Raw genomic sequence first — 24764 nt, 5'->3', positions numbered from 1 at the left:
GCTTCCCTCCGATACCTGTCAGACAATCGTTTCATTTCGTGAAGCCACCTCCCGGAATCAAACATCCTTGACCCGGCAGGTCAGCCCAAGCGTAACCACCGAAATCGCCGCAATCACCCAGTAAACCGAGGCATGGCCATAGCTTTGCGCCAGCGCCCCCTGAATCACCCCCGCCAGAATAACGCCCGTCGAAATGCTGTTGGTAAAAAGCGTGGTCGCAGAGCCTGCGCGTCCGGGCATAAGATCCTGGAACCAGAGCATGCCGATCCCGGCAACGATGCCAATAAACACAGCGTTAAACAGCTGCAGCGCAAGCAGCGCTTCACGCGAATGGAAAAGGATCAGTCCCGCGTAAAACAGCACCCCGGCCGCCACGGCGACGATCATCATCCGACGCTTTCCGAAGCGCTTCACGTAATACCCCGCCAGAATCATCGCTGGAATTTCCAGCCCGGCAGCTGTGCCCATTAAGATCCCGGCAAGCTTGTCCGGCAGGCCCAGATCGCTGCTGATCCACAGCGGCATATCAATGATGTACATGGTGTTGCAGGTCCACATCAGCGTGGAGGCAATAAACAGCATGCGGACGTTTTTATCCTGCCAGCCGCTCACCTGCGTGATGGGCTTATCCGTCGTCTGCTCAATCCGAGCGACGGACGGCAGCGCAAAGGCAATCAGCGCCAGGCTAATAATAAAAATGCCTGCCGCGATAGAAAACATGACCGTGAAGCCATAGTTCAGCGCCAGCATGAAGGCCAGCGGCGGGCCGATGACCCATGCAAGAGAGAGCTGCGCACGCATCACCGAGCTGAACATCACCACCTCCCGCGCCGAGCTGTCGGCGTATTCACGGGCCAGCGCGAACAGCTGCGGCATGGCGGTATTGGCAAGAGAGGCCAGCAGCACGCCGCAGGTAATGAGCGTCAGGTAGTGCCGGTTAAAGGCAAAAAGCAGCGCGTTGCCCACGGCCATCGCGCAGCAAAAGAGGATCAGCCTGCGGCGATCGCCCTGGCTGTCCGATCGTTTCGCCAGTCCCAGGCTAACGAGGATCCCGGCAATGGCGTTAACGGTATAAAACAGGCCAACCCAAAACGGCTGTGCGCCCACCTCGCGGCTGAGGAACAGGCTCAGCGTCGGCGCCTGTAGGGCCCCCGCCACGCCCATCATAAAGGCCACCAGCATAAAAGCGGCATATACGCCATTCAGGCGGCGCCCCATCGTCATCAACCACAGCATGCGCAAGTCCTTGTGAAAGCGAATCGAAATTGGGTGAAAGAATAAACGAAAAAAGCCAGCAAAAACATTTTGCTGGCGGGTGATAAACACCAATACTCAGTCACACATGATCGAGGCGAGTTAGCGGGAAGAGGTCGGTTTCGTAACGTCCCACTGCATCAGTTCTTCCAATATTTTCAGCCGTTGCTCTGCACACTGGCGGGCCAGCCAGGACGATCCTTTTGTCGCTGAAAAGTACTGCTGATAAAACTGACGTGCGGTAGACCTCTTCATAATTTACCTCCTCACTTCATCGGAAAGCATTATTGGCCTAATATAGGGATTAATAAATTGCTGATTTTTTGTCAGGAGTTCCTCTTTTATGCCATCCGGTCGACTGCAACAACAATTTATCCGCCTGTGGCAGTGCTGCGAGGGTCAATCGCAGGAGACCACGCTTAACGAGCTGGCAGAACTCCTCAACTGCTCTCGCCGCCATATGCGCACGTTGCTCAACACCATGCAGCAGCAGGGCTGGCTAAGCTGGGAGGCCGAGGCCGGACGCGGTAAGCGCTCACGCTTGACCTTCCTCTATACCGGTCTGGCGCTGCAACAACAGCGGGCGGAGGATCTGCTGGAGCAGGATCGCATCGATCAGCTGGTCCAGCTGGTGGGCGACAAGGCCGCCGTGCGCCAGATGCTGGTCTCGCATCTGGGGCGCAGCTTTCGTCAGGGCCGCCACATTATGCGGGTGCTCTACTATCGGCCAATGAAAAACCTGTTGCCCGGCACGGCGTTGCGTCGTTCTGAAACCCATATGGCCCGGCAGATATTCAGCGGCCTGACGAAAATAAATGAGGAAAACGGGGAACTGGAAGCGGACATCGCGCACCACTGGCAGCAGCTTTCCCCCCTGCACTGGCGTTTCTTTTTACGCCCGGGCATTCACTTCCACCACGGACGCGAGCTGGAGATGAGTGACGTCATCGCCTCTCTGGAACGCGCCCGCACGCTTCCGCTCTATTCGCACGTCTCGCGGATCCACTCCCCCACGGCCTGGACGCTGGACATTGAATTGTCGCAGCCGGACAGATGGCTGCCGTGGCTGCTGGGCTATGTGCCCTCAATGATCCTGCCCGGCGAATGGCGATCGCTGAACAATTTTGCCAGCCTGCCGATTGGCACGGGCCCCTACTCCGTGACGCGCAATACCAACAACCAGCTCAAGATCCGCGCCTTTGATGACTATTTTGGCTATCGGGCGCTGATCGACGAAGTGAACGTCTGGGTATTACCGGATCTCAACGAAGAGCTGAGCGCAGGCCTGACGCTGGAAGGCCCCACAACAAGCGAAAAGGCGTTCGAAAGTCGCCTGGAGGAGGGCTGTTACTACCTGCTCTTTGACAGCCGCAGCCACCGCGGAGCAAACCACGACGTCCGCACGTGGATCAGCCATGTTCTGGCCCCGGCTAACCTGATTTATCACGCAGAGGAGCAATACCAGACCTGGTGGTTCCCGGCATATGGCCTGCTTCCGCGCTGGCACCATGCTCAGCCGGTGCGCAGTGGAAAACCTGCCGGGCTGGAGACCATCACCCTCAGCTACTATCGCGATCACATTGAGCACCGTTTTATCGCGAAGATTATGAGCAAGCTGCTGGCGGCCGAAGGCGTGACGCTGGCGATACAGGAAGTCGATTATGATGAATGGCACCGCGGGGATGTCGTCAGCGATATCTGGCTCAATAGCGCCAACTTCACGCTGCCGCTTGATTTCTCGCTCTTTTCTCACCTGTATGAAGTGCCCCTCATTCAGCACTGTATCAACCGGGACTGGCAGCAGGACGCCGCGAAATGGCGGGCAGGCGAAATGGATCTGGCCGCATGGTGTCAGGAGCTGCTGGCCGGGCAGACGATCGTACCGTTGATCCACCACTGGCTGCTGATCCAGGGACAGCGCAGCATGCGCGGCCTGCGGATGAACACCCTGGGCTGGTTTGATTTTAAATCCGCCTGGTTTGCGCCGCCGGAACCATAACGCTTTCGTAATATTCACCAAATCATTACAATAGCGCCGTTCTCAACGGGGTGCTGCATCACAGATGTGCGCTGAGATAATACCCGTCGAACCTGATCCGGATAACGCCGGCGAAGGGATTTGAGGCTGTCGCTCAAAATCCTTTGCCACTCAACTCTGAGGTGCAAAGTGTTAAAAAAAGTTTTCCCCCTGCTGGCGCTGTTTGCGCTGCCTGCTTTCGCGAAACCCGTCCTGACGGTCTACACCTACGACTCCTTCTCCGCCGACTGGGGCCCTGGCCCGGTGGTAAAAAAAGCCTTTGAAGCCGACTGCAACTGCGAGCTGAAGTTCGTGGCGCTGGAAGATGGCGTGTCGCTGCTCAACCGTCTGCGCATGGAAGGGAAAAACAGCAAGGCCGACGTGGTGCTCGGGCTGGATAACAACCTGCTGGAAGCCGCGACGCAAACCAAACTGTTTGCCAAAAGCGGCGTGGCGGCAGATGCCGTCAACGTGCCGGGCGGCTGGAAAAACGACACCTTTGTGCCGTTCGATTACGGCTATTTTGCTTTTGTTTACGACAAAAATAAGCTGAAAAACCCGCCGAAAAGCTTGAAAGAGCTGGTGGAAAGTGACCAGAAGTGGCGCGTGATCTATGAAGATCCGCGTACCAGCACGCCGGGTCTGGGCCTGATGCTGTGGATGCAGAAAGTCTATGGAGATAAAGCGCCGGAAGCGTGGCAGAAACTGGCCGCCAAAACCGTCACCGTGACCAAGGGCTGGAGCGAAGCCTACGGCCTGTTCCTGAAAGGGGAAAGCGACCTGGTGCTGAGCTACACCACCTCTCCGGCCTACCACATCATCGCCGAGAAGAAAGACAACTACGCCGCCGCGAATTTTGCTGAAGGGCACTATCTGCAGGTGGAAGTGGCAGCGCGTACCGCCGCCAGCAAACAGCCGGAGCTGGCCGAGAAGTTCCTGAAGTTCATGGTTTCACCGGCGTTCCAGAATGCGATTCCCGCAGGCAACTGGATGTATCCGGTCACCAGCGTTGCGCTGCCCGCAGGTTTCGAGCAGTTGACCAAACCAACAACCTCGCTGGAATTTACGCCGCAGCAGGTCGCCGCGCAGCGTGCAGCATGGGTAAGTGAATGGCAACGCGCCGTCAGCCGTTAATTCCCGGCTGGTTAATCCCCGGCCTGCTCGCCGCCATGCTGATGGTGGTGGTCAGCCTGGGGGCATTCCTTGCGTTGTGGTTTAATGCGCCAGAGAGCGATCTGCTCGCGCTCTGGCACGACAGCTATCTCTGGCACGTTATCCGGTTCTCTTTCTGGCAGGCGTTTCTTTCTGCGCTGCTGTCAGCGATCCCGGCCATTTTCCTCGCGCGAGCGCTGTACCGCCGGCGTTTTCCCGGCAGGCAGGCTCTGCTGCGCCTGTGCGCCATGACGCTGATCCTGCCAGTTCTGGTGGCCGTTTTTGGCATTCTGAGCGTCTACGGTCGTCAGGGCTGGCTGGCTTCGCTCTTTGCATCTTTGGGGCTGGAGTGGACCTTTTCCCCTTACGGGCTGAAAGGCATTCTGCTGGCGCACATTTTCTTCAATATGCCGATGGCGACGCGCCTCTTTTTACAGGCGCTGGAAAACATTCCCGGCGAACAGCGCCAGATTGCGGCTCAGCTCGGCATGCGCGGCTGGTCGTTCTTCCGCTTTGTCGAATGGCCGTGGCTGCGACGTCAGATTGCCCCGGTGGCCGCGCTAATCTTTATGCTCTGCTTCGCCAGCTTTGCCACCGTGCTTTCGCTCGGCGGTGGGCCGCAGGCCACCACCATTGAGCTGGCGATTTATCAGGCCTTAAGTTACGACTACGATCCGGGCCGCGCCGCGCTGCTGGCGATGGTGCAGATGGCGTGCTGTCTGGTGCTGGTGCTGCTGAGCCAGCGACTGAGTAAAGCCATTCCCGCTGGCAGTAATCAAATAACCGGCTGGCGCGACCCGCAGGACAGCCTGCACAGCCGCGTCGCCGATTTTATCCTGATTACGCTGGCGCTCATGCTGCTGCTGCCGCCGCTGCTGGCCGTTATCGTTGACGGACTGAACCTCAATCTCACGTCCGTCCTGCAGCAGCCCGTGCTCTGGGAAGCAACGTGGACCTCGCTGCGCATCGCGCTGGCTGCCGGGCTGGTCTGTGTACTTCTGACCATGATGCTGCTCTGGAGCAGCCGTGAACTCTACGCGCGTCATGCTCGTAAAACCGGACAGGCGCTGGAGCTGACGGGCATGCTGATTCTGGCGATGCCGGGCATCGTGCTGGCGACGGGCTTCTTTTTACTGTTCAATAGCACCATCGGCCTGCCGGAAAGCGCCGACGGCATCGTCATTTTTACCAACGCCTTAATGGCCATCCCTTACGCGCTTAAGGTGCTGGAAAACCCGATGCGCGACGTCAACAGCCGTTACGGTTTACTGTGCCAGTCGCTGGGCATGCAGGGCTGGCAGCGACTGAAGGTGGTCGAACTCCGCGCGCTAAAACGGCCGCTCGCCCAGGCGCTGGCGTTTGCTTGCGTGCTGTCGATTGGCGATTTTGGCGTGGTAGCCCTCTTTGGCAACGAAGATTTCCGCACGCTGCCGTTCTGGCTCTATCAGCAAATCGGCTCTTATCGCAGTCATGATGGCGCGGTCACAGCACTGTTACTGCTGCTGCTGTGCTTTGCCTTATTTACCGTTATCGAAAAACTTCCGGGGCGCGATGTTAACACTGACTGATGTAACCTGGCTTTACCAGCATCTGCCGATGCGCTTCACGCTCTCCGTGCGCCAGGGGGAGATGATCGCCGTACTTGGCCCAAGCGGCGCGGGAAAAAGCACGCTGCTTAATTTGATTGCGGGTTTTCTTCAGCCGGCAAGCGGCGCGATCGTCATTGAAAATCACGATCATACCCACACGCCGCCCGCAAAACGTCCGGTCTCAATGCTGTTCCAGGAAAACAACCTGTTTACCCATCTGACGGTGCGGCAAAACATCGCTCTGGGAATGCATCCGGGGCTCAGGCTGAACGACGCCCAGCGCCAGAAGCTGGAGATCATTGCCGCACAGATGGGGATCACCGGGTTCATCGACAGGCTGCCGGGCGAGCTTTCCGGCGGCCAGCGTCAGCGCGTGGCGCTGGCGCGTTGTCTGGTGCGAGAGCAGCCAGTACTGCTGCTGGATGAGCCCTTCTCTGCGCTCGATCCCGCGCTTCGCCAGGAGATGCTGGCGCTGGTGCAGGACGTCTGTCAGCGCCAGCAACTGACGATGCTGATGGTGTCGCACAGTATTGAGGATGCCGCACGGATTGCGCCGCGATCGGTGGTGATTGCCGAAGGGCGAATTGCGTGGGATGGGAAGACAGAAGAATTGCTGAAGGGGAAAGCTACCGCGTCTTCACTGCTGGGCATCAGGGCAGTCTGATGCCCTCCCCTTCACTCAGAGGACGAATAAATCCTCCGCCATTTTTTCAAAAGTGATGAAAACCCCTACTGCAAGTCCATAGCCGAATGTCGCTCTGAATGAAAAGTCAGAGCGCATATAACCCTGTTTGGCAACCGACGATCCTGAAAAATAATAAATCGAACTTTTTCATTATTATTTTAAATCACATTTTATTTATGAATTAATATCTTTTATATATACGAAAAATAAATACATCAGGCAAAAATAAATACATCAACATGATTTTTACCCTTACGTTTCTTTGCTAAGAGAGTATTATTTTATGATTTTACTGCTCTTGAAAGGGATATTGTCATGGCAGTGCGCCCAGGAAACTTTCAGCAAAATGACACGCTAAATCGCTATTTACTTTTTTTCCCACGTAACGCTAACGCGTTAAACGACGTACATTCCTTTACAGGCGAAGAAGCACTCAGCCAGCCCTATCGCTATACCATCCGATTTACCAGCCCCAATGCAAATATTTCACCTGACGCCGTTTTGAATCAGAAGGCGGAATTTCTTCTTCGCGCTCCTAACCCTGAGGCGTCATGGCATGGTCAGCCAACCTGGCTGCCAGTGCGCCAGATCAATGGAACCATTACTGCGTTTTCCCGCCTTAAGTCATCTTCAGATGAAGCGCTCTATGAATGCGTGCTTGAACATGAACTTGCGTTACTGAACAGAAACTTCCGTTCGGCAGTGTACACCGATGTCTCCGTGCCGGAGGTCGTCACGCAGTTGATGAAAGAGAGCCGTTATTTTGAAGGCTTCAATATTGATTTCGACAACCTCAGCTGTAGCTATCCCCGCAGGGAAATGATTATTCAGTGGAAAGAGACCGACCTGCAGTTTATTCGCCGCCTGTTGGCCGAAGTAGGAATATGGTTCCGTCTTGAAAATCACAGCACCACGCCGACGGAAACAGTGGTTATATTTGGCGACTCTGCCAGTCGCTATATCATTAGCGAAAAGAAATTCCCCTTTGTTCGTCGCTCCGGGGTGACCAGTCATGATGAGTACGTGACAAAACTCGAAGAACGACATGCGTTAATACCCGAAAATATAATGGTGAGGGCCTATAACTACCGCGCTCCCCTCTCTCCACAGGCGGACAAAACTATTGTAAGTACCGACATTCCCGGTGGCATGACGGCAGGCAGAGAGTATCACCATTCAGATCATTTTCTTGAGGGCGGGGATTTTTATGGAAAAGAAAGCGAAACCGCTGCGTTCTATGCACGTTTGCGCTATGAGCGCCTGCTAAATACCCAGTGTGTACTCGGTGCCACAACCGGCGCAGCGGAACTGCAGCCGGGAATAAAATTCGATATAACCGGTCAAATTCCTGATGGCTTTAAGAAAGGTTTTTTCGTTACGTCAATGACGATAACGGGCAGTCGCGCAGAGCATTATCAAGCCCTGCTGTCAGGCATCCCTTGCCGGCATGAGTATAGTTTCAGGCCAGAATTTCTTCCCCGACCACAAATTGCAGGTACCGTTCCCGCACGGGTAATGGCGATAGGCAGCAATAAAATCTATGCGGGGATTGATGCCACCGGACGCTACCGGGTGAAGTTCGATTTTGATCTCGATGAGAAACGTTCAGGCTTTGAAAGTGCGCTGGTGCGCCTTGCCAGACCGTACGCCGGAGATGTTTACGGTTTTCATTTTCCACTGCTCGAAGGCACGGAGGTCGCCATTGCGTTTGAAGGCGGCGATCCGGATCGCCCGTTCATCGCCCATGCCATGCATAACGGCGCGCACACTGATTTAGTCACAAACCGCAATGATACCCGCAACATCATCCGTACTGCAGGCCTGAATAAAATCCGTCTGGAAGACAAGCGGGGCCAGGAACATATCAAGATTTCAACAGAGCGCGGAAAGGGACAGCTCAGCGTGGGCCATCTTGTCGATGCGGAAGGAAAGCCACGCGGGGAAGGTCTTGAAGCGCGAACAGATGACTGGATGGCGCTGCGAGCGGCAAAAGGCGTAATGATTAGCACTGAAGCGCAACCGCGCGCCCAGGGACAACAGCTGGATATGACGGCGGCCATCGCGCAGCTCGAAAAAGCACTCTCGCTGGCCATAACGCTGCAGCAGTGCGCAATGACGGCCGGTGCCGATGAGGTGGATACCGAACGACAAAATGCCCTGCTTAAGACGCTGAATAAGCTTTCGGGCGCCGGCCTGCTGACCTATGCCGGAGAAGGACAGGCCCACGTCACGCCGCAAAGCCTGCAGCTTTCGGCAGGTCAGGATCTGATTGCAACCGCTGGCCGCAACGGCAGCGTAAACGTGGTGAAAAAGTTCTCGCTGGCCGTAGGGGAAAGGCTCTCTCTGTTCGCCCGCAAACTTGGCATACAGCTGATTGCCAGTGCCGGTGATATCAAAACGGAGGCGCAGCGCGGAGCCCTGCACATGCTTTCTCAGGATGATTTCACCGTCACGAGCACGGCAGGCAAAATTAACGGCAGTGCGAAGCAGGGAATACAGCTGGTATGCGGTGGTGGTGGCATCCGTATTAGTCCCAGCGGGCTGGTTGAAATTTTCTCGCCAACCGGCGTGGACATTAAAGCGCCGAATTTTGCCTATAAAGGGGCGGAAAGCGTGCAAACGCAACCGCCTGCATTTAACAAGGGCGCGTTTGCACAGCGCTATCAGCTGCATGCGTCTGACGACCCGGAGCAGATCCTCGCTAACCGCGCGTTCCGCCTTAAAAGCTCGGCGGGCCAAATGATTGAAGGCGTGACCGACAGCAATGGCTGTTCCCCGCTGCTGGATGCGGCCGACCTTGATTCGTACAAACTGGAGGTACTCTGATGGCTGATGAGAAGAAAAGCCCGTATTGCCCGCGCGTGGTCTCTGAGAACGATATCCCCGTCCCCAAATCATTAAGCCTGACGGCGCAGACATGCAGGGTGGGCATTCCTCGTCCGATGCCGGGGATCGTGATTCTGGTTCATGGGGTAAACGATGTGGGTGAAGCCTATCAGAATCAGGAGAAAGGCATTATCGCCGGGTTAAATAAACGGCTTAACCGGACAGATATGTACGCGCATGAATGGAATCACTTCATCATGACGCACAATGAAGAAGCGCAAAAGAAAATCGCGGCGCCGGGCCGCTCGCCGGTTATCCCGTTTTACTGGGGCTATAAGCCCGTAACGCATGAAGAATACCGCGCAGATCAGCAGCGCTATCGCAATGAAGTCAGCAAGCTCAAGGCGGAGGCACATCTGCCGTTCGACGCTTACCAGGAGGATGATGCGAAGAAAAAAGCGGATTTGGGTAATGACGGCCAGGGGGCGTTTAAATACCAGAACGACAATTTTGGTAACGCGCTTGATGTGAACTATGCCAAGGGCGGCGGCACCTTTGCGAATGCGACAACCAATATTCCGGATATGCTGGGGCCAGGCGCGGGGGGTTTAGCAACGTCCGCAGCAGGGATTATAACATTGCATGCGAATGATGGTGATTTTACCCATCCTATTTTTTCTAATCCTCACCGGATTTACCAGTTCTTTGCCGCACAGCGCCTGGCGGATTTGATCCTCACAATCCGGCGTGAGCCGGTAACAGAAAATGATGTCATAAATATCGTGGCCCACAGTCAGGGGACGATTATCACCATGCTGGCAAACATGCTGGTAAAGCAGGCGGGATATGAACCGGTTAACTGCGTCATTCTCAATCACTCCCCTTACTCGCTCGAAAGTCGGCTGGCTGAAGATATTCAACCGGGTCATCATCAGACATCCGATGCGCGGGTGCAGACGTTTAAGAACTTTTGCGCACTGATGGCGACGCATTACAACGGCGGTGAGATAACAGAAGCCGATATTCTGGCAATGGAAGCGGCCTGCACGCTGCGTAAACCGTCCGACAACCCGTTAAGGACGGATACAAGATACAGACGTGATAATAACGGCCGGGTCTATAACTATTTTTGTCCGAATGACGGCACGGTCTCCCTCAAGAACATACAGGGGTTCGGCTGGCGCGGTATTCCTGAAGATATTGCCAGCCATATTCCAAACCTGTATCAGCGGGTATTTTATCAACATGGAGAGGTGGGAACGACGCCGGACGGGAAACCGTTTAGCCTGCCGCCCGTGAGAACGGGTGATGCGGATTACGGTTCAGTCGGTAACGCCTCTTACACCGCGCATGACGTGATGGTGAACGGTGAAGAGCTACCGGTGAAGTTTATATTCACATTGCAGGGGGCAAATAATTATAAAGGCGACGATCCAAAAACGAGAGATAAGCCGTATACCGCCTCCATCGATCCGGACAGCCCGGACGCCTATATTTCCTACTCAGCAAAAGCCTACGCCATCAAACGGACGCAAAGCGCCACATACGGTGTTAGCAGATACCAAAGCCTAAGCTGGCATCCCGGCCATGTCTTGACGCCCGATGAGCTGAAAATGGAAAGCTATGAGCGCGGTGTCCAGGTGATTAACGGCGTGGTGGCAGGTTCAAAGGATTTTCCGACCGTGACATTAACCTGGCTTCGCCCGCGCGAAGAGCTGGAAAAGGAATGGGCGAAGTCCGACCCGGTAAGTTACAGCCAGCACTCGTCAATCGTGATGAGTGAATATGCCCCGTCCCATGCGATGGCTTTTGACCTGGCCATCGGCCAGTGCCGGTCCTTTGATTATAAGGCAGGCAAATTCTGGGAAGACCTACTGCACCGTGCGGACTGGCGGGATCCGCTGAACAATAATCTGCTGGCAAGAGAATACTATCGTTCAGGTCGACTGAATGTCGATGCCACAAAAAAATTTATGAATAAGCCAAATGACATTTTACCGACAGGGCAGTTTGGGGTGGTAAATGAATTTCAGAATGCCACGACGGTAAAGCCATCGCGAGATTTGGCAGCTGGTAACCAGGAAGTCGCAAATTTGCAATGGGATATGCCCAAAGCAAAAAGTGACCGTGAACTGGGATTACAAAATCAGATATCGGCGCTCGATCTTCGCCCTTATTGAACAAAACAGGGAAGTAAAGGGAAATGAAAAATAGAATAGGTACAGCCTTGGCTGTAATACTGATGGCTTCAGGCTGTCAGGCCAATGAGCCGCCGACGCAGGTAGTCTATCGTTTTGATGACCATCGTTATCTGGAACTGAAAGGCTGGGACTGTGAAGGCGAACTCTGGTACACCGATACGCAGCGGGGGATTCATTCGCAGCCGTATTCACAATTTTATCGCATTTTTACCAAAAAATTTATTCACCCTTCAGAGCGATATATTGTCCTCACATCATGGGGTGGTGGTGCCTTTACCGTATCAAAAGATTTCGGAAAGACCTGGCAGTTAGCGCAGTTTTCTCCCGGAGAAAACGAGCCGAATGGTGATTCCTCACCAGCTTATGATGAGGTGCTATCTCTGACGGTAATAAACGATCAAGGCTTTCTGCTGACAAAGCGCCGGCTTTATATGTCATCCCGACCGTTTGATGACCCACGCCTGGCAACTGGTGGGCCAGGAATTAATTATGTAGTTGAAGGCGTAACTCACAGAATTAAACCACAATCACCAGGGCCTGCGTGGGGGCTCGATTACATCACTAAAGAGGCACTGGAGAACGATACGGCAAAATTCCATACCAATTATCAGAATTTACCCGATAAGGTCCCTGAAGTGAAAGGTTACACCGGCTGGGACCATATGCAATGTGACATGGATGCGGGGCGCTAACCAATGAAAGCATTATGCTCAGGCATGGCTGCCGCTGCTGTACTGATGGCTTCAGGCTGTCAGGCCAACGAGCCGCCGACGCAGGTGGTCTATCGTTTCGATGACCATCGTTATCTCGAACTGAAGGGCTGGGACTGTGAAGGCGAGCTCTGGTACACCGATACGCAGCGGGGGATTCATTCTGAACCTGTAAGCCAGTTTTACAGAATATTTACTAAAAAGTTTGTCCATCCCTCAGAACGATACATCGCTATTACAGGCTGGGGAGTCGGTGGTTTTCGTGTCTCTAAGGACTACGGGAAAACGTGGCAGGTTGCACAATTCTCTCCCGGAGGAAACGAACCGGATGGAATGAACTCACCTCCGCGAGATGATGTTGTTTCTTTCACAGTGGTGAATGACCAGGGCTTTCTGCAGACAAAGCACCGCCTTTATATGTCCTCCAGGCCGTTTGATGACCCACGCCTGGCAACTGGTGGGCCAGGAATTAATTATGTAGTTGAAGGCGTAACTCACAGAATTAAACCACAATCACCAGGGCCTGCGTGGGGGCTCGATTACATCACTAAGGAGGCACTGGAGAACGATACGGCAAAATTCCATACCAATTATCAGAATTTACCCGATAAGGTCCCTGAAGTGAAAGGTTACACCGGCTGGGACCACATGCAATGTGACATGGATGCGGGGCGCTAACTGATGAAAGCATTATGCTCAGGCATGGCTGTTGCTGCTGTACTGATGGCTTCAGGCTGTCAGGCCAATGAGCCGCCGACGCAGGTGGTTTACCGCTTTGATGACCATCGTTATCTGGAACTGAAAGGCTGGGACTGTGAAGGTGAGCTCTGGTACACCGATACGCAGCGGGGGATTCATTCGCAGCCGTATTCACAATTTTATCGCATTTTTACCAAAAAATTTATTCACCCTTCAGAGCGATATATTGTCCTCACATCATGGGGTGGTGGTGCCTTTACCGTATCAAAAGATTTCGGAAAGACCTGGCAGTTAGCGCAGTTTTCTCCCGGAGAAAACGAGCCGAATGGTGATTCCTCACCAGCTTATGATGAGGTGCTTTCTCTGACGGTAATAAACGATCAGGGCTTTCTACTGACAAAGCATCGCCTTTATATGTCATCCAGACCATTTGACGATCCGCGCGTATTGCCAGGTGGTTCTGGAATTAAGTACCAGCTTGAAAATGGTGAGGTGGACGAAATAACTTCAGATGCACCTGGCTGGAAATGGGGGATGGTGTATTTCACAAAAGGATGGCTGAAGGGAAAAGTCGTCAGGCGTGAATCCAATTATCAAAATTTACCCGATAAGGTCCCTGAAGTGAAAGGTTACACCGGCTGGGACCATATGCAATGTGACATGGATGCGGGGCGCTAACTGATGAAAGCATTATGCTCAGGCATGGCTGTTGCTGCTGTACTGATGGCTTCAGGCTGTCAGGCGAAAGAGCCGCCGACGCAGGTAGTCTATCGTTTTGATGACCATCGTTATCTGGAACTGAAAGGCTGGGACTGTGAAGGCGAGCTCTGGTACACCGATACGCAGCGGGGGATTCATTCAGAGGCGGTCAGTCAGTTCTATCGTATTTTTACTAAAAAATACGTCCATCCGTCGGAGCGCTATATAGCGATTCCGACATGGCATTCCCCTGGCTCTATGGTATCAAAGGATTATGGCAAAACCTGGTACCCGTCCTCATTCTCGCCCGGCGAAAATGAACCTAATGGAGACAATGCACCTCCCTATGACGACATTCTTTCTTTCACAGTAGTGAATGACCAGGGCTTTCTGCAGACAAAGCACCGCCTTTATATGTCTTCCAGGCCGTTTGATGACCCCCGTCTATTGCCCGGTGGTAAGGGTATTCATTACGAACTTCAGGATGGGGTGCAGGGCGATATTACAGCAGGAACGGGTGGCTGGTCGTGGGGAATGGTTTATATGACGAAGCAAGGCCTCAAGGACACCGTACAGTCATTGCAGACTAATTGGGAAGACCAACCCGATAAGGTCCCTGAAGTGAAAAACTACACCGGTTGGGACCATATGCGCTGTGACATGGATGCGCGATAAACGACTAAGGATAAACAATGAACGGCGTAATTCGCTTAGACGATCCGCTGGCGAACGGTGGAAAAGTGACTTCAGCTTCAGGGGCCAATTTCATGGGTAAACCCGTGGCGCTAAAAGATGACATCGTTGAATGCCTGCTGCACAAAGGGAAATACCCGATTACAGAGTGCCATCCACGCTGGACGATGCTCGGACGAGGCGTGGTTGTCGACCGGTGTAAAGCGGCGTGCGGGTGTGAAATAAGAACAACGCTGTCAACGGGGGGGGCTATATGATGGAGTGGTGGTTATATTCGAAGCAGAAAGATGCTGACGTAAAAATGCCGACGTTAGCGATCGTTGCTGTGTATATCGTCGCTGTTGTCATGGGGATCATTCTTGAGATTTTTACCTGGCCTCAGAATAAACATGTGACGCTCTTTTTTTTCTTGCCGTCCGTACTGCTACCGCTCAGCCTGGTAACGTGTCTGGTATTTGCGCTGAAAATGATAATAAGTACCTCTGTAAACTATGCAGAAACTCGCAAATATATTGCAAAAGAGAGGGCTATCAGGCTTAAACGTTTTGCGCGTCAGAACATCACCATAGCAGCCTGGTCGGCCCTCTCTCCGGTCGATCAACTGGCGCTGAATATGCTAAAGCTTGAAGGTGAGTTTCCGCTGGCGCCCAAAACGCCGCTAAAAATTGAGGCAACCGAAGCGTTTGACCAGACTCCGGACGAAGCCGTCTTTTCGCGCCTGCTCGCGCCGATGGCCGATAAGCTCAAAATGAGTGCGTATCAGCGAAGGGATACATACGTCTGGGTTCGCGGGGGCGATGCGAACTGTGTTGAGGATCTGAGACGAGCGCTGGAAAATCTGAAGTTACACAGTGCGCACGGCGGCAAAATTCAGTTTATCAGCGAGTGCCCTGACTACTCGCTCATCGGGGACTGGATAGCGGCAAGCGACAAATTCATCGTTAACAGGCTGCTGATCGTCGTCGATATGCATGGTGAAGACGGTGACAGTAAGCGAATGGAAAACGCCTGCGCTTTTCTCTTCACTAACCAATACGTGCATACAGAGGGAGAGAAGCCGGTTTATCTGTACCAACCGATGAGTAAGATCACGGACGTAGAAGAAACGATGCCGGTTTATCTGGATGTTGGCCCTGTGACGGCCCCAAAAGCGCTCTGGTACAGCGGATTATCCCGTACGGAAAAATATCCTTTGATGCAGGCGTTGGATGCTAAAAACGCTGTTATGGAAAGGCTGGAAATGGAATCCTCGCTCGGGGAAAAGAGCGAGGGGTACAGATGGCTGGCGCTGGCGCTTGCTGCCGATGCGGTAAAGTATGCGCAGGGAACTCAGCTGGTGGCGAATTCAGCAATGAATAAATTCTCCGTCACCGCCCTTTCCTCGCAGGAAGCTCATGTACCCGAAATCTGCCGATGGGACGTTTGGCTGCTTCCTTTTGTTAATGGGGTAATGACGGGGCTATTTTTATTATTCTCGTTATTTTTCATTATGATGATAACAAATAAGCCCGGTGAGATGCCTTCCATACTGGTATTAGCGGCAAGCATAATACTCTCTGTTCTGGTTCCAGCGGTGACAGGCGCTTTCCTGTCTATCACCAGCTCAAACCGGGCTTACAGAGATATGGGGTTCTAGAGCGGAAACAGATTAACGGCTTACCACCTTCAACAGAATCTCGCCGTACACCGGCATCAGCGGGTGACGAATCAGCACCACCAGGGCCACCACCGCAACGCCCAGCGTCAGCGGGGCCAGCCACAAAAGACGAGAGCGCGGAAGATAGCGCGTCAGGCGATCGACGCTGGCTTTCGCGCTGCGCCATAGCCGCCAGCAGAGCCAGGCCGCCAGCCACAGCAGCACAGCCGTGCCCAGCAGCAGCCACTTAAACTCACCGCTTTGCATGCCGTCAGGGATATCAATCGCCGCGCCGGCGAGGATCCCCGGCAGGAAGTAAAACGGCGGCCAGAAGACGCAGCCGATGATGTTCGGCACCACGAACTTCGCGACCGGCAGGTCCAACATCCCCGCCACCATCGGCACCAGCGGACGCGTTGGCCCAACGAAGCGGCCTACCAGAATGGTAAACATGCTGTGCTGATGCAGGGCATGCTCGGTTTTATCCAGCAGCGCTTTGTTCTTTTTCATAAAAGACCAGCGGTGCAGCGGCTTCTTAAAGCGCCAGCCCAGCCAGAAGGAGATCCAGTCCCCCATCAGGCAACCGATAATCCCGGCCAGCCACGCCTGCCAGAAATTAACCTCGCCGCTGCCGATCAGCGCGCCAAGCCCCGCCATCATCACGGTTCCGGGCAGGATCAACCCAACAAGCGCCAGCGATTCCAGAAACGCCACCAGCGCCACGGCGATGAGCGAGTACATAACGGACTGGGTAATAAAGTGTTCCAGCAATGCCTGCATAACTATTCCGGTCAGAAAACGAATCAGCGATTCTGCTTAGCGCCCCGCACCGCGTCAAGGCAACAATTGTCTGAATAGTTTACAGGTTGCTTTCCGCATTCACCTGCTTGTTTATCTTTTTTTACCGTTTATTCACATCCCGCGCGGAATTCGCTCGGGCTCGCGCCGGTGCATTTCTTAAACACGCGAGAGAAATAGAGCTGATCTTCAAATCCCACGTTGCGCCCAACGGTAGCAATCGGCATTCGGGTGGTGCTGAGCAGCAGCTTCGCCTGACTGATGCGCTGATCCTCACGCCAGCTCAGAACGCTGACGCCCAGCTGCTGGCGGAACAGATGCGACAGCCGCGACGGCGACAGACAGACGTGTTGGGCGACGCTGGCGATATCAAACTGGCTGTCGGCCAGATGGTCGCTAATGTACTGGCAGGCGTCGCGGACGCGGTTATCCAGCGGTGGGTTAAGCGATTCGTTGATGGCCTCCATGCGGCGCAGCAGCACCTGCTCAAGCAGGTTTATCGCCAGCAGTTCGGCATAGCGCCCGCCGGCCTGCCCCGCCTCAATAATCTGCGCGAACAGTTCGCGAAACTGCGCCAGATGAACCTCATCCGGGCGATAAAAGCCGGTATGCGCAAAAATAGCCGGCCACGAAAGCCACTCCTGCCAGTAGGCGCGCGGGCGGAAATAGACCCACTGGTGATACCACTCTTTAGCATCCGGATGACGCCCGTAGTGGTGGATCTCTCCCGGCGGGAACAGCAGGATATCGCCGGGACGGCAGACAAACTGCTGGTCACCGTTCTTGATGATCCCTTCCCCCCGCACGGTCAGGTTGAGAATATACCCTTTCATCCCGAGCGGTCGGTCGACGTAAAAATCGAGATATCCCTCAGCCTCGATAGGGGTCAGTCCCGCCACAAGGTGCGCGTTAAACGAGTATCCCGGCAACAGGGGATCGTTTTGCGTTTCGGCCATAGATTCAGTTCTCCCAAGGGTCCTGAAGGAAACCAATTGTCCATATCACTAAAAGCAGTATAAAAATGGCCTGCGAAAAGATCCAAAAAGCATCACGCCTCTTTTACGTCCGCCATGTTTCAGCCTTTCCCCCTGATTTCTCCGCCAGTACAGGCAGATAAGCAGTAACAAAAGTGTCTATAAGTGCGGCAGAAATGTCCACATTGAATATTTGCACGGCGTCACACTTTCCGTCGTAACAGCAATTTAGTCCATAAGATTAGCGGATCCTGCCTGACGATTTTCGCCCCCAGTCTCTAATGTTCTTCCATACCTGTTTTTTGGATGGAGCAACACCATGGCAATTGCAATTGGCCTCGATTTTGGCAGCGACTCGGTTCGCGCGCTGGCAGTGGACTGTACGTCCGGCCAGGAGATAGCAACCAGCGTTGAGTGGTACCCGCGCTGGCAGGAAGGGCGCTACTGCGATGCGGCGAACAACCAGTTCCGTCATCACCCGCGGGACTACATTGAGTCGATGGAAGCGGCAATCAAAACCGTACTGGCCGAACTGACGGACGCCCAGCGGGCCGAGGTCGTGGGGATTGGCGTCGACAGCACCGGCTCCACGCCTGCCCCGGTGGATGCCGAAGGCCGCGTGCTGGCACTGCGCCCGGAGTTTGCCGACAACCCGAACGCCATGTTCGTGCTGTGGAAAGACCATACTGCCGTGGAAGAGGCCGAAGCCATCACGCGCCTGTGCCATCAGCCGGGTAAAACAGACTACTCGCGCTACATCGGCGGGATTTACTCCAGCGAATGGTTCTGGGCCAAAATCCTCCACGTCACCCGCGCCGACGCAACCGTTGCGCAGGCCGCAGCGTCCTGGATTGAGTTGTGCGACTGGGTGCCTGCCCTGCTCTCCGGCACCACCCGGCCACAGGATATTCGCCGCGGGCGTTGCAGCGCCGGGCATAAATCCCTGTGGCATGAAAGCTGGGGCGGCCTGCCTCCGGCCGCGTTCTTTGATGAACTCGACCCAATCATCAACAAGAATCTCAAATACCCGCTGTTTACCGACACCTTCACCGCCGATATTCCGGTCGGCACGCTTTGTGAAGAGTGGGCGACGCGTCTCGGCCTGCCGCAGAACGTGACCATCTCCGGCGGCGCGTTTGACTGTCATATGGGCGCCGTGGGCGCGGGCGCGCAGCCCAACACCCTGGTAAAAGTTATCGGTACTTCGACCTGCGACATTCTGACGGCAGATAAAGCCAGCGTCGGCGACCGCGCGGTGAAAGGCATCTGCGGCCAGGTTGACGGCAGCGTGGTGCCGGACTTTATCGGCCTGGAAGCCGGTCAGTCCGCGTTTGGCGATATTTACGCCTGGTTTGGCCGCGTGCTGGGCTGGCCTCTGGACCAGCTGGCAGCGGCGCATCCAGAGCTGAAAACCCAGATTGCCGACAGCAAAAAGCAGCTCCTGCCGCAGCTCACCGAAGCCTGGGCCAAAAATCCGTCTCTCGATCACCTCCCGGTGGTGCTGGACTGGTTTAACGGTCGCCGCACGCCGTTTGCCAACCAGCGTCTGAAAGGAGTGATTACCGATCTCAACCTGGCGACCGACGCTCCAGCGCTGTTCGGCGGCCTGATTGCCGCAACGGCCTTCGGTGCCCGCGCCATTATGGAGTGCTTCACCGAGCAGGGCATCGACGTGAACAACGTGATGGCGCTGGGCGGCATCGCCCGTAAAAACCCGGTGATTATGCAGGCCTGCTGCGACGTGCTGAACCGTCCGCTGCAGATTGTGGCTTCCGATCAGTGCTGCGCGCTGGGCGCGGCGATTTTCGCTGCCGTGGCCGCAGGCGTGCATTCCGATATCCCGGCCGCACAGCGGCATATGGCGAGCGCCGTCGAAAACACGCTCCAGCCGCGTGCCCGGCAGGCACAACGCTTTGAACAGCTTTATCAGCGCTACCAGCAATGGGCAAAAAGCGCCGAACTTCACTATCTCCCTGTCGCCGCCCCGGCCAAAAGCACCGCGGACACTACGGCAACCCTGACCCATTAAGGACACGATGATGACCATTTTTAATAACTATGAAGTGTGGTTTGTGATTGGCAGCCAGCATCTGTACGGACCGGAAGCGCTGCAGCAGGTGACGAAACACGCGGAGCACGTGGTTAATGCGCTGAACGCGGAAGCCAAACTACCGTGCAAACTGGTACTGAAACCGCTGGGCACCACGCCGGACGAAATTACCCACATCTGCCGCGACGCGAACTACGACGATAAATGCGCAGGTCTGGTGGTGTGGCTGCATACCTTCTCTCCGGCCAAAATGTGGATCAACGGTCTGTCTATCCTCAACAAACCGCTGCTGCAGTTCCATACCCAGTTCAATGCCTCCCTGCCGTGGGACAGCATCGACATGGACTTCATGAACCTGAACCAGACCGCGCACGGCGGCCGTGAGTTTGGCTTCATCGGCGCGCGCATGCGCCAGCAGCACGCGGTGGTCACCGGCCACTGGCAGGATGGCAAGGCGCAACAACGTATCGGCTCCTGGATGCGACAGGCGGTCTCTAAGCAGGATACCCGCCACCTGAAAGTGGTGCGTTTCGGCGACAACATGCGTGAAGTGGCGGTCACCGACGGCGATAAAGTCGCTGCGCAGATTAAATTCGGCTTCTCCGTAAATACCTGGGCAGTGGGCGACCTGGTGCAGGTGGTAAACGACATTAGCGATGGCGACGTGAGCGCGCTGGTGGATGAATACGAAAGCAGCTACCGCCTGACCCCTGCGGCACAAATCAACGGCGACAAGCGCCAGAACGTGCTGGATGCAGCGCGCATTGAGCTGGGCATGAAGCGCTTCCTGGAACAGGGCGACTTCCACGCTTTTACTACCACTTTTGAAGACCTTCACGGCCTGAAACAGCTGCCGGGCCTGGCGGTACAACGTCTGATGCAGCAGGGCTACGGCTTTGCAGGCGAAGGCGACTGGAAAACTGCCGCTCTGCTTCGCATCATGAAGGTGATGTCGACCGGTCTGCAGGGCGGCACCTCCTTTATGGAGGACTACACCTACCACTTCGAAAACGGCAACGACCTGGTGCTCGGCTCCCACATGCTGGAAGTGTGCCCTTCTATCGCCGTCGAAGAGAAACCGATCCTCGACGTGCAGTATCTCGGCATCGGCGGCAAAGCCGATCCGGCGCGTCTGATCTTCAACACCCGCACCAGCCCGGCCATCAACGCCAGCCTGATCGATCTGGGCGATCGTTTCCGCCTGCTGGTGAACTGCGTCGATGCGGTTGAAACGCCACATTCGCTGCCGAAACTGCCTGTCGCCAACGCCCTGTGGAAAGCGCAGCCGGACCTGCCGACCGCGTCAGAGGCGTGGATCCTGGCCGGCGGCGCGCACCACACGGTGTTCAGCCACGCGCTGGATCTGAACGACATGCGTCAGTTCGCCGAGCTGCACGATATCGAGCTGACCGTCATTGATAACGATACCCGCCTGCCTGCCTTTAAGGACGCGCTGCGCTGGAACGAAGTCTATTACGGTTCAAAACGCTAAGTACGGAATGCCCGGTGGCGCTACGCCCACCGGGCAGGGAGACAACAATGTTAGACGATCTCAAACGTCAGGTGCTCGAAGCCAACCTGGCGCTGCCGAAACATAACCTGGTGACCCTGACCTGGGGCAACGTCAGCGCCGTTGACCGGGAAAAAGGCGTGTTCGTGATCAAGCCTTCCGGCGTGGATTACACGGTGATGACCGCGGACGATATGGTGGTGGTCAGCATCGAGACGGGTGAAGTGGTGGAAGGTAACAAAAAACCGTCATCCGATACGCCCACTCACCGCCTGCTGTACCGGTCATTCCCGACCATCGGCGGCATTGTGCATACCCATTCTCGTCACGCGACCATCTGGGCGCAGGCGGGCCAGTCGATCCCGGCGACCGGCACCACCCACGCGGACTACTTTTACGGCACCATTCCCTGCACGCGTCTGATGACCGATGCAGAGATCAACGGTGAGTACGAGTGGGAAACGGGTAACGTAATTGTCGAAACCTTCGAAAAACAGGGAATCGACGCGGCACAGATGCCCGGCGTGCTGGTGCACTCCCACGGCCCGTTTGCCTGGGGTAAAAACGCGGAAGATGCGGTGCATAACGCGATCGTGCTCGAAGAGGTGGCCTATATGGGGATCTTCTGTCGCCAGCTCGCGCCGCAGCTGCCGGATATGCAGCAAACCCTGCTGGATAAACACTACCTGCGCAAGCACGGCGCGAAGGCCTATTACGGACAATAAACTGTATATATCTCCAGCATAAAACATTCAACCAGGCTATAATCAGGCCTGGTTTTGTTTTATGGGATAGCGGCGTGGCACAGGCGCAACAAGGCTTTTTACTGACCCGACACTGGCGGGATACCCCTCAGGGCACCGAGGTCGCGTTCTGGCTGGCGACGGACAACGGCCCGCTGCACGTTGCGCTGCCGCCGCAGGAGTCCGTGGCATTTATCCCTGAAACGCACGTCGAAAAGGTGAAGCAGCTGCTGCGCGACGAAAGCGGCTGGCGCATTACCCCGCTTGAACTGAAAGATTTCCACCGCCAGCCGGTTTACGGCCTTTACTGCCGCGCCCATCGTCAGCTGATGCGCTATGAAAAGCTGCTGCGCGAAGCGGGCGTGACGCTCTACGAAGCGGATATCCGCCCGCCGGAACGCTTTCTGATGGAGCGGTTTATAACCGCGCCCGTCTGGGTAGACGGCGCAGAGCAAAACGGCACCCTCATCAACGCTCGCCTGAAGCCGAATCCGCATTATCGTCCACCGCTGAAGTGGGTCTCCCTGGATATAGAAACCACCCGTCATGGCGAACTGTACTGCATCGGTCTTGAAGGCTGCGGGCAGCGGGTTGTGTATATGCTCGGGCCGCCGAACGGCGATGCGTCCGCGCTGGATTTTCAGCTTGAGTACGTCAGCAGCCGCCCGCAGCTGCTGGAGAAACTTAACCAGTGGTTTGCCGAGCACGACCCGGACGTGCTGATCGGCTGGAACGTGGTGCAGTTTGACCTGCGCGTGCTGCAAAAACACGCCGAGCGGTATCGCATCCCGCTGATGCTCGGGCGCGGAAATACGGAGCTGGAGTGGCGCGAGCACGGCTTTAAGAACGGCGTGTTCTTTGCGCAGGCCAACGGTCGACTGATTATCGACGGCATCGAGGCGCTGAAATCCGCTTTCTGGAATTTCTCCTCCTTCTCTCTGGAAGCGGTAGCGCAGGAATTGCTCGGTGAAGGCAAATCCATCGACAATCCGTGGGACCGCATGGACGAGATCGACCGGCGCTTCAACGAAGACAAACCCGCGCTCGCTACCTATAACCTGAAAGACTGCGAGCTGGTGACGCAGATTTTCCATAAAACCGAGATCATGCCGTTCCTGCTGGAGCGGGCGACGGTAAACGGCCTGGCGGCAGACAGGCACGGCGGCTCGGTAGCGGCCTTTAGCCACCTCTATTTCCCACGAATGCACCGTGCGGGCTATGTTGCGCCCAACCTCGGAGACGTGCCGCCGCAGGCCAGCCCCGGCGGCTACGTGATGGACTCCCGGCCTGGACTGTATGACTCGGTTCTGGTGCTGGACTACAAAAGCCTCTACCCGTCGATTATCCGCACCTTCCTGATCGATCCCGTCGGGCTGGTAGAAGGCATGGCGCAGCCGGACGACGCCCACAGCACCGACGGTTTCCTCGGCGCCCGTTTCTCGCGGGAAAAGCACTGCCTGCCTGAAATCGTGGGGAACATCTGGCACGGCCGCGATGAGGCCAAGCGCCACGGCAACAAGCCGCTCTCGCAGGCGCTGAAAATCATTATGAACGCCTTTTACGGCGTGCTGGGGACCAGCGCCTGCCGCTTCTTTGATCCCCGTCTGGCCTCGTCCATCACTATGCGCGGGCACGACATCATGCGCCAGACCAAAGCGCTGATTGAATCGCGGGGCTATGACGTTATCTACGGCGACACGGATTCCACCTTTGTGTGGCTTAAGAGCGCACGTACAGAAGAGGATGCCTCGCGAATCGGCAAAGAACTGGTCGCTTTCGTGAACGCCTGGTGGCAGGAACATTTGCAAAAAGAGCGGTTAACCAGCGCATTAGAACTGGAATTTGAAACCCATTTTGCCCGCTTTTTAATGCCCACCATTCGCGGTACCGATCAGGGCAGCAAGAAGCGCTACGCCGGGCTGATTCAGGAAGGAGATAAGCAGCGTATGGTCTTTAAAGGCCTGGAAACGGTGCGCACCGACTGGACGCCGCTGGCACAGCAGTTTCAGCAAACCCTTTACCTGCGGGTGTTTCGCAACGAGCCGTATCAGGATTACGTGCGTGAAACCATCGCCAGCCTGATGGCGGGCGAACTGGATAACCAGCTGGTCTACCGCAAACGCCTGCGCCGCCCGCTGGCGGAGTACCAGCGTAACGTTCCTCCACACGTGCGCGCCGCGCGTCTGGCGGATGAAGAAAACGTGCGCCGCGGACGTGCGCCACAGTATCAAAATCGGGGTACCATTAAGTACGTCTGGACGATTAACGGCCCGGAACCCGTTGATTACCAGCAGTCTCCGCTCGATTACGATCACTATCTTACGCGTCAGCTTCAGCCCGTCGCCGACGGAATTTTGCCCTTCATTGACGACGATTTTGCTACACTAGTGACAGGGCAACTTGGCCTATTTTGACGCGTGACGAAATGGCTGCCATCCAGTACCATAGCGCCCTTTCCATTCCCGGACCCATTTTTCGATGACCGTCTTTTTTGACGGGGGTCGAACTATTGCCTGCAATTAAAGATT

General features: G+C 55.5%; 20 protein-coding genes and 1 riboswitch. Of the genes, 16 read left to right on the top strand and 4 right to left on the bottom strand.

Annotated elements, in window-relative coordinates; translation table 11 throughout:
• Positions 1-57: 57 nt before the first annotated feature.
• A complete protein-coding gene (locus ACR42C_RS03610) occupies positions 58-1236 on the bottom strand; it encodes a sugar efflux transporter (RefSeq protein ID WP_116342482.1) in 1179 nt (392 codons plus the stop codon).
• 120 nt (positions 1237-1356) lie between these two features.
• A complete protein-coding gene (sgrT, locus tag ACR42C_RS03605) occupies positions 1357-1509 on the bottom strand; it encodes a glucose uptake inhibitor SgrT (RefSeq protein WP_116342480.1) in 153 nt (50 codons plus the stop codon).
• A gap of 88 nt (positions 1510-1597) precedes the next feature.
• Here sgrT and sgrR point away from each other — a divergent pair, with 88 nt between their 5' ends.
• The 12 genes from sgrR (at position 1598) to ACR42C_RS03545 (ending at position 16161) form a co-directional block, all read left to right on the top strand.
• Complete coding sequence (gene sgrR, locus ACR42C_RS03600; protein ID WP_163330307.1) at positions 1598-3253, top strand: HTH-type transcriptional regulator SgrR; 1656 nt, start codon at positions 1598-1600, stop codon at positions 3251-3253.
• A 36-nt stretch (positions 3254-3289) separates the two neighbouring features.
• A riboswitch (TPP riboswitch) is annotated at positions 3290-3390 on the top strand.
• Positions 3391-3421: 31 nt separating this feature from the next.
• The gene (gene thiB, locus ACR42C_RS03595) at positions 3422-4405 is read left to right on the top strand and encodes a thiamine ABC transporter substrate binding subunit (protein WP_479984770.1); all 984 of its coding nucleotides are present in this window, start codon (positions 3422-3424) and stop codon (positions 4403-4405) included.
• Positions 4381-5991 carry a thiamine/thiamine pyrophosphate ABC transporter permease ThiP gene (gene thiP, locus ACR42C_RS03590; protein WP_320720961.1) on the top strand — a complete coding sequence of 537 codons (1611 nt, stop codon included), beginning with the start codon at positions 4381-4383 and terminating at the stop codon, positions 5989-5991. The genes thiB and thiP overlap by 25 nt, the downstream gene beginning before the upstream one ends.
• On the top strand, positions 5975-6676 hold the full coding sequence (thiQ, locus tag ACR42C_RS03585) for a thiamine ABC transporter ATP-binding protein ThiQ (protein WP_233002950.1): 702 nt from the start codon (positions 5975-5977) through the stop codon (positions 6674-6676). The genes thiP and thiQ overlap by 17 nt, the downstream gene beginning before the upstream one ends.
• A gap of 336 nt (positions 6677-7012) precedes the next feature.
• Complete coding sequence (locus ACR42C_RS03580) at positions 7013-9523, top strand: type VI secretion system Vgr family protein (RefSeq protein WP_479984769.1); 2511 nt, start codon at positions 7013-7015, stop codon at positions 9521-9523.
• On the top strand, positions 9523-11703 hold the full coding sequence (locus ACR42C_RS03575; protein WP_479984768.1) for a T6SS effector phospholipase Tle3 domain-containing protein: 2181 nt from the start codon (positions 9523-9525) through the stop codon (positions 11701-11703). The genes ACR42C_RS03580 and ACR42C_RS03575 overlap by 1 nt, the downstream gene beginning before the upstream one ends.
• A gap of 23 nt (positions 11704-11726) precedes the next feature.
• Positions 11727-12416 carry a T6SS immunity protein Tli3 family protein gene (locus ACR42C_RS03570; protein ID WP_479984767.1) on the top strand — a complete coding sequence of 230 codons (690 nt, stop codon included), beginning with the start codon at positions 11727-11729 and terminating at the stop codon, positions 12414-12416.
• A 3-nt stretch (positions 12417-12419) separates the two neighbouring features.
• Positions 12420-13112 carry a T6SS immunity protein Tli3 family protein gene (locus ACR42C_RS03565; protein WP_479984766.1) on the top strand — a complete coding sequence of 231 codons (693 nt, stop codon included), beginning with the start codon at positions 12420-12422 and terminating at the stop codon, positions 13110-13112.
• A gap of 3 nt (positions 13113-13115) precedes the next feature.
• Positions 13116-13811 carry a T6SS immunity protein Tli3 family protein gene (locus tag ACR42C_RS03560; protein ID WP_479984765.1) on the top strand — a complete coding sequence of 232 codons (696 nt, stop codon included), beginning with the start codon at positions 13116-13118 and terminating at the stop codon, positions 13809-13811.
• A 3-nt stretch (positions 13812-13814) separates the two neighbouring features.
• The gene (locus ACR42C_RS03555; protein ID WP_479984764.1) at positions 13815-14507 is read left to right on the top strand and encodes a T6SS immunity protein Tli3 family protein; all 693 of its coding nucleotides are present in this window, start codon (positions 13815-13817) and stop codon (positions 14505-14507) included.
• A 17-nt stretch (positions 14508-14524) separates the two neighbouring features.
• A complete protein-coding gene (locus ACR42C_RS03550) occupies positions 14525-14782 on the top strand; it encodes a PAAR domain-containing protein (protein WP_479984763.1) in 258 nt (85 codons plus the stop codon).
• Entirely contained in the window at positions 14779-16161 is a 1383-nt protein-coding gene (locus ACR42C_RS03545) for a hypothetical protein (protein WP_479984762.1), read from the top strand. The genes ACR42C_RS03550 and ACR42C_RS03545 overlap by 4 nt, the downstream gene beginning before the upstream one ends.
• 12 nt (positions 16162-16173) lie before the next feature.
• Here the strand turns inward: ACR42C_RS03545 and ACR42C_RS03540 are convergent, their stop codons facing one another.
• Together ACR42C_RS03540 and araC are read right to left on the bottom strand one after the other, a co-directional pair.
• Positions 16174-16941, bottom strand: a complete 768-nt coding sequence (locus ACR42C_RS03540; protein ID WP_163330303.1) for a DedA family protein — start codon at positions 16939-16941, stop codon at positions 16174-16176.
• Between the two features lie 128 nt (positions 16942-17069).
• Positions 17070-17915 (bottom strand): arabinose operon transcriptional regulator AraC, encoded by an 846-nt coding sequence (gene araC, locus ACR42C_RS03535; protein WP_116342460.1) that lies wholly within the window; start codon positions 17913-17915, stop codon positions 17070-17072.
• Between the two features lie 337 nt (positions 17916-18252).
• Between araC and araB the strand changes: the two genes are divergently transcribed.
• The 4 genes from araB to polB all read left to right on the top strand — a co-directional run bounded on the left by araB (position 18253) and on the right by polB (position 24650).
• Entirely contained in the window at positions 18253-19962 is a 1710-nt protein-coding gene (gene araB / locus ACR42C_RS03530; RefSeq protein ID WP_395313667.1) for a ribulokinase, read from the top strand.
• A 10-nt stretch (positions 19963-19972) separates the two neighbouring features.
• Complete coding sequence (gene araA, locus ACR42C_RS03525) at positions 19973-21475, top strand: L-arabinose isomerase (protein ID WP_479985178.1); 1503 nt, start codon at positions 19973-19975, stop codon at positions 21473-21475.
• A 47-nt stretch (positions 21476-21522) separates the two neighbouring features.
• The gene (gene araD, locus ACR42C_RS03520; protein WP_025758012.1) at positions 21523-22218 is read left to right on the top strand and encodes an L-ribulose-5-phosphate 4-epimerase; all 696 of its coding nucleotides are present in this window, start codon (positions 21523-21525) and stop codon (positions 22216-22218) included.
• Positions 22219-22292: 74 nt separating this feature from the next.
• Positions 22293-24650: a DNA polymerase II gene (polB, locus tag ACR42C_RS03515; protein ID WP_320721032.1), complete on the top strand. Its 2358-nt coding sequence runs from the start codon at positions 22293-22295 to the stop codon at positions 24648-24650.
• Positions 24651-24764: the final 114 nt, after the last annotated feature.

The organism is Enterobacter sp. MG-EB028, from assembly GCF_056673305.1.
Note: the sequence above shows the minus strand (reverse complement) of the source record. Positions and strands in the feature narration are given on the sequence as shown.

Bases quoted from the DNA above. Each gene is read 5' to 3' on its own strand.
- ACR42C_RS03610 (WP_116342482.1), bottom strand. From the start codon at position 1,236: ATGCTGTGGTTGATGACGATGGGGCGCCGCCTGAATGGCGTATATGCC.
- sgrT (WP_116342480.1), bottom strand. From the start codon at position 1,509: ATGAAGAGGTCTACCGCACGTCAGTTTTATCAGCAGTACTTTTCAGCG.
- sgrR (WP_163330307.1), top strand. From the start codon at position 1,598: ATGCCATCCGGTCGACTGCAACAACAATTTATCCGCCTGTGGCAGTGC.
- thiP (WP_320720961.1), top strand. From the start codon at position 4,381: ATGGCAACGCGCCGTCAGCCGTTAATTCCCGGCTGGTTAATCCCCGGC.
- thiQ (WP_233002950.1), top strand. From the start codon at position 5,975: ATGTTAACACTGACTGATGTAACCTGGCTTTACCAGCATCTGCCGATG.
- ACR42C_RS03580 (WP_479984769.1), top strand. From the start codon at position 7,013: ATGGCAGTGCGCCCAGGAAACTTTCAGCAAAATGACACGCTAAATCGC.
- ACR42C_RS03575 (WP_479984768.1), top strand. From the start codon at position 9,523: ATGGCTGATGAGAAGAAAAGCCCGTATTGCCCGCGCGTGGTCTCTGAG.
- ACR42C_RS03570 (WP_479984767.1), top strand. From the start codon at position 11,727: ATGAAAAATAGAATAGGTACAGCCTTGGCTGTAATACTGATGGCTTCA.
- ACR42C_RS03565 (WP_479984766.1), top strand. From the start codon at position 12,420: ATGAAAGCATTATGCTCAGGCATGGCTGCCGCTGCTGTACTGATGGCT.
- ACR42C_RS03560 (WP_479984765.1), top strand. From the start codon at position 13,116: ATGAAAGCATTATGCTCAGGCATGGCTGTTGCTGCTGTACTGATGGCT.
- ACR42C_RS03555 (WP_479984764.1), top strand. From the start codon at position 13,815: ATGAAAGCATTATGCTCAGGCATGGCTGTTGCTGCTGTACTGATGGCT.
- ACR42C_RS03550 (WP_479984763.1), top strand. From the start codon at position 14,525: ATGAACGGCGTAATTCGCTTAGACGATCCGCTGGCGAACGGTGGAAAA.
- ACR42C_RS03545 (WP_479984762.1), top strand. From the start codon at position 14,779: ATGATGGAGTGGTGGTTATATTCGAAGCAGAAAGATGCTGACGTAAAA.
- ACR42C_RS03540 (WP_163330303.1), bottom strand. From the start codon at position 16,941: ATGCAGGCATTGCTGGAACACTTTATTACCCAGTCCGTTATGTACTCG.
- araC (WP_116342460.1), bottom strand. From the start codon at position 17,915: ATGGCCGAAACGCAAAACGATCCCCTGTTGCCGGGATACTCGTTTAAC.
- araB (WP_395313667.1), top strand. From the start codon at position 18,253: ATGGCAATTGCAATTGGCCTCGATTTTGGCAGCGACTCGGTTCGCGCG.
- araA (WP_479985178.1), top strand. From the start codon at position 19,973: ATGACCATTTTTAATAACTATGAAGTGTGGTTTGTGATTGGCAGCCAG.
- araD (WP_025758012.1), top strand. From the start codon at position 21,523: ATGTTAGACGATCTCAAACGTCAGGTGCTCGAAGCCAACCTGGCGCTG.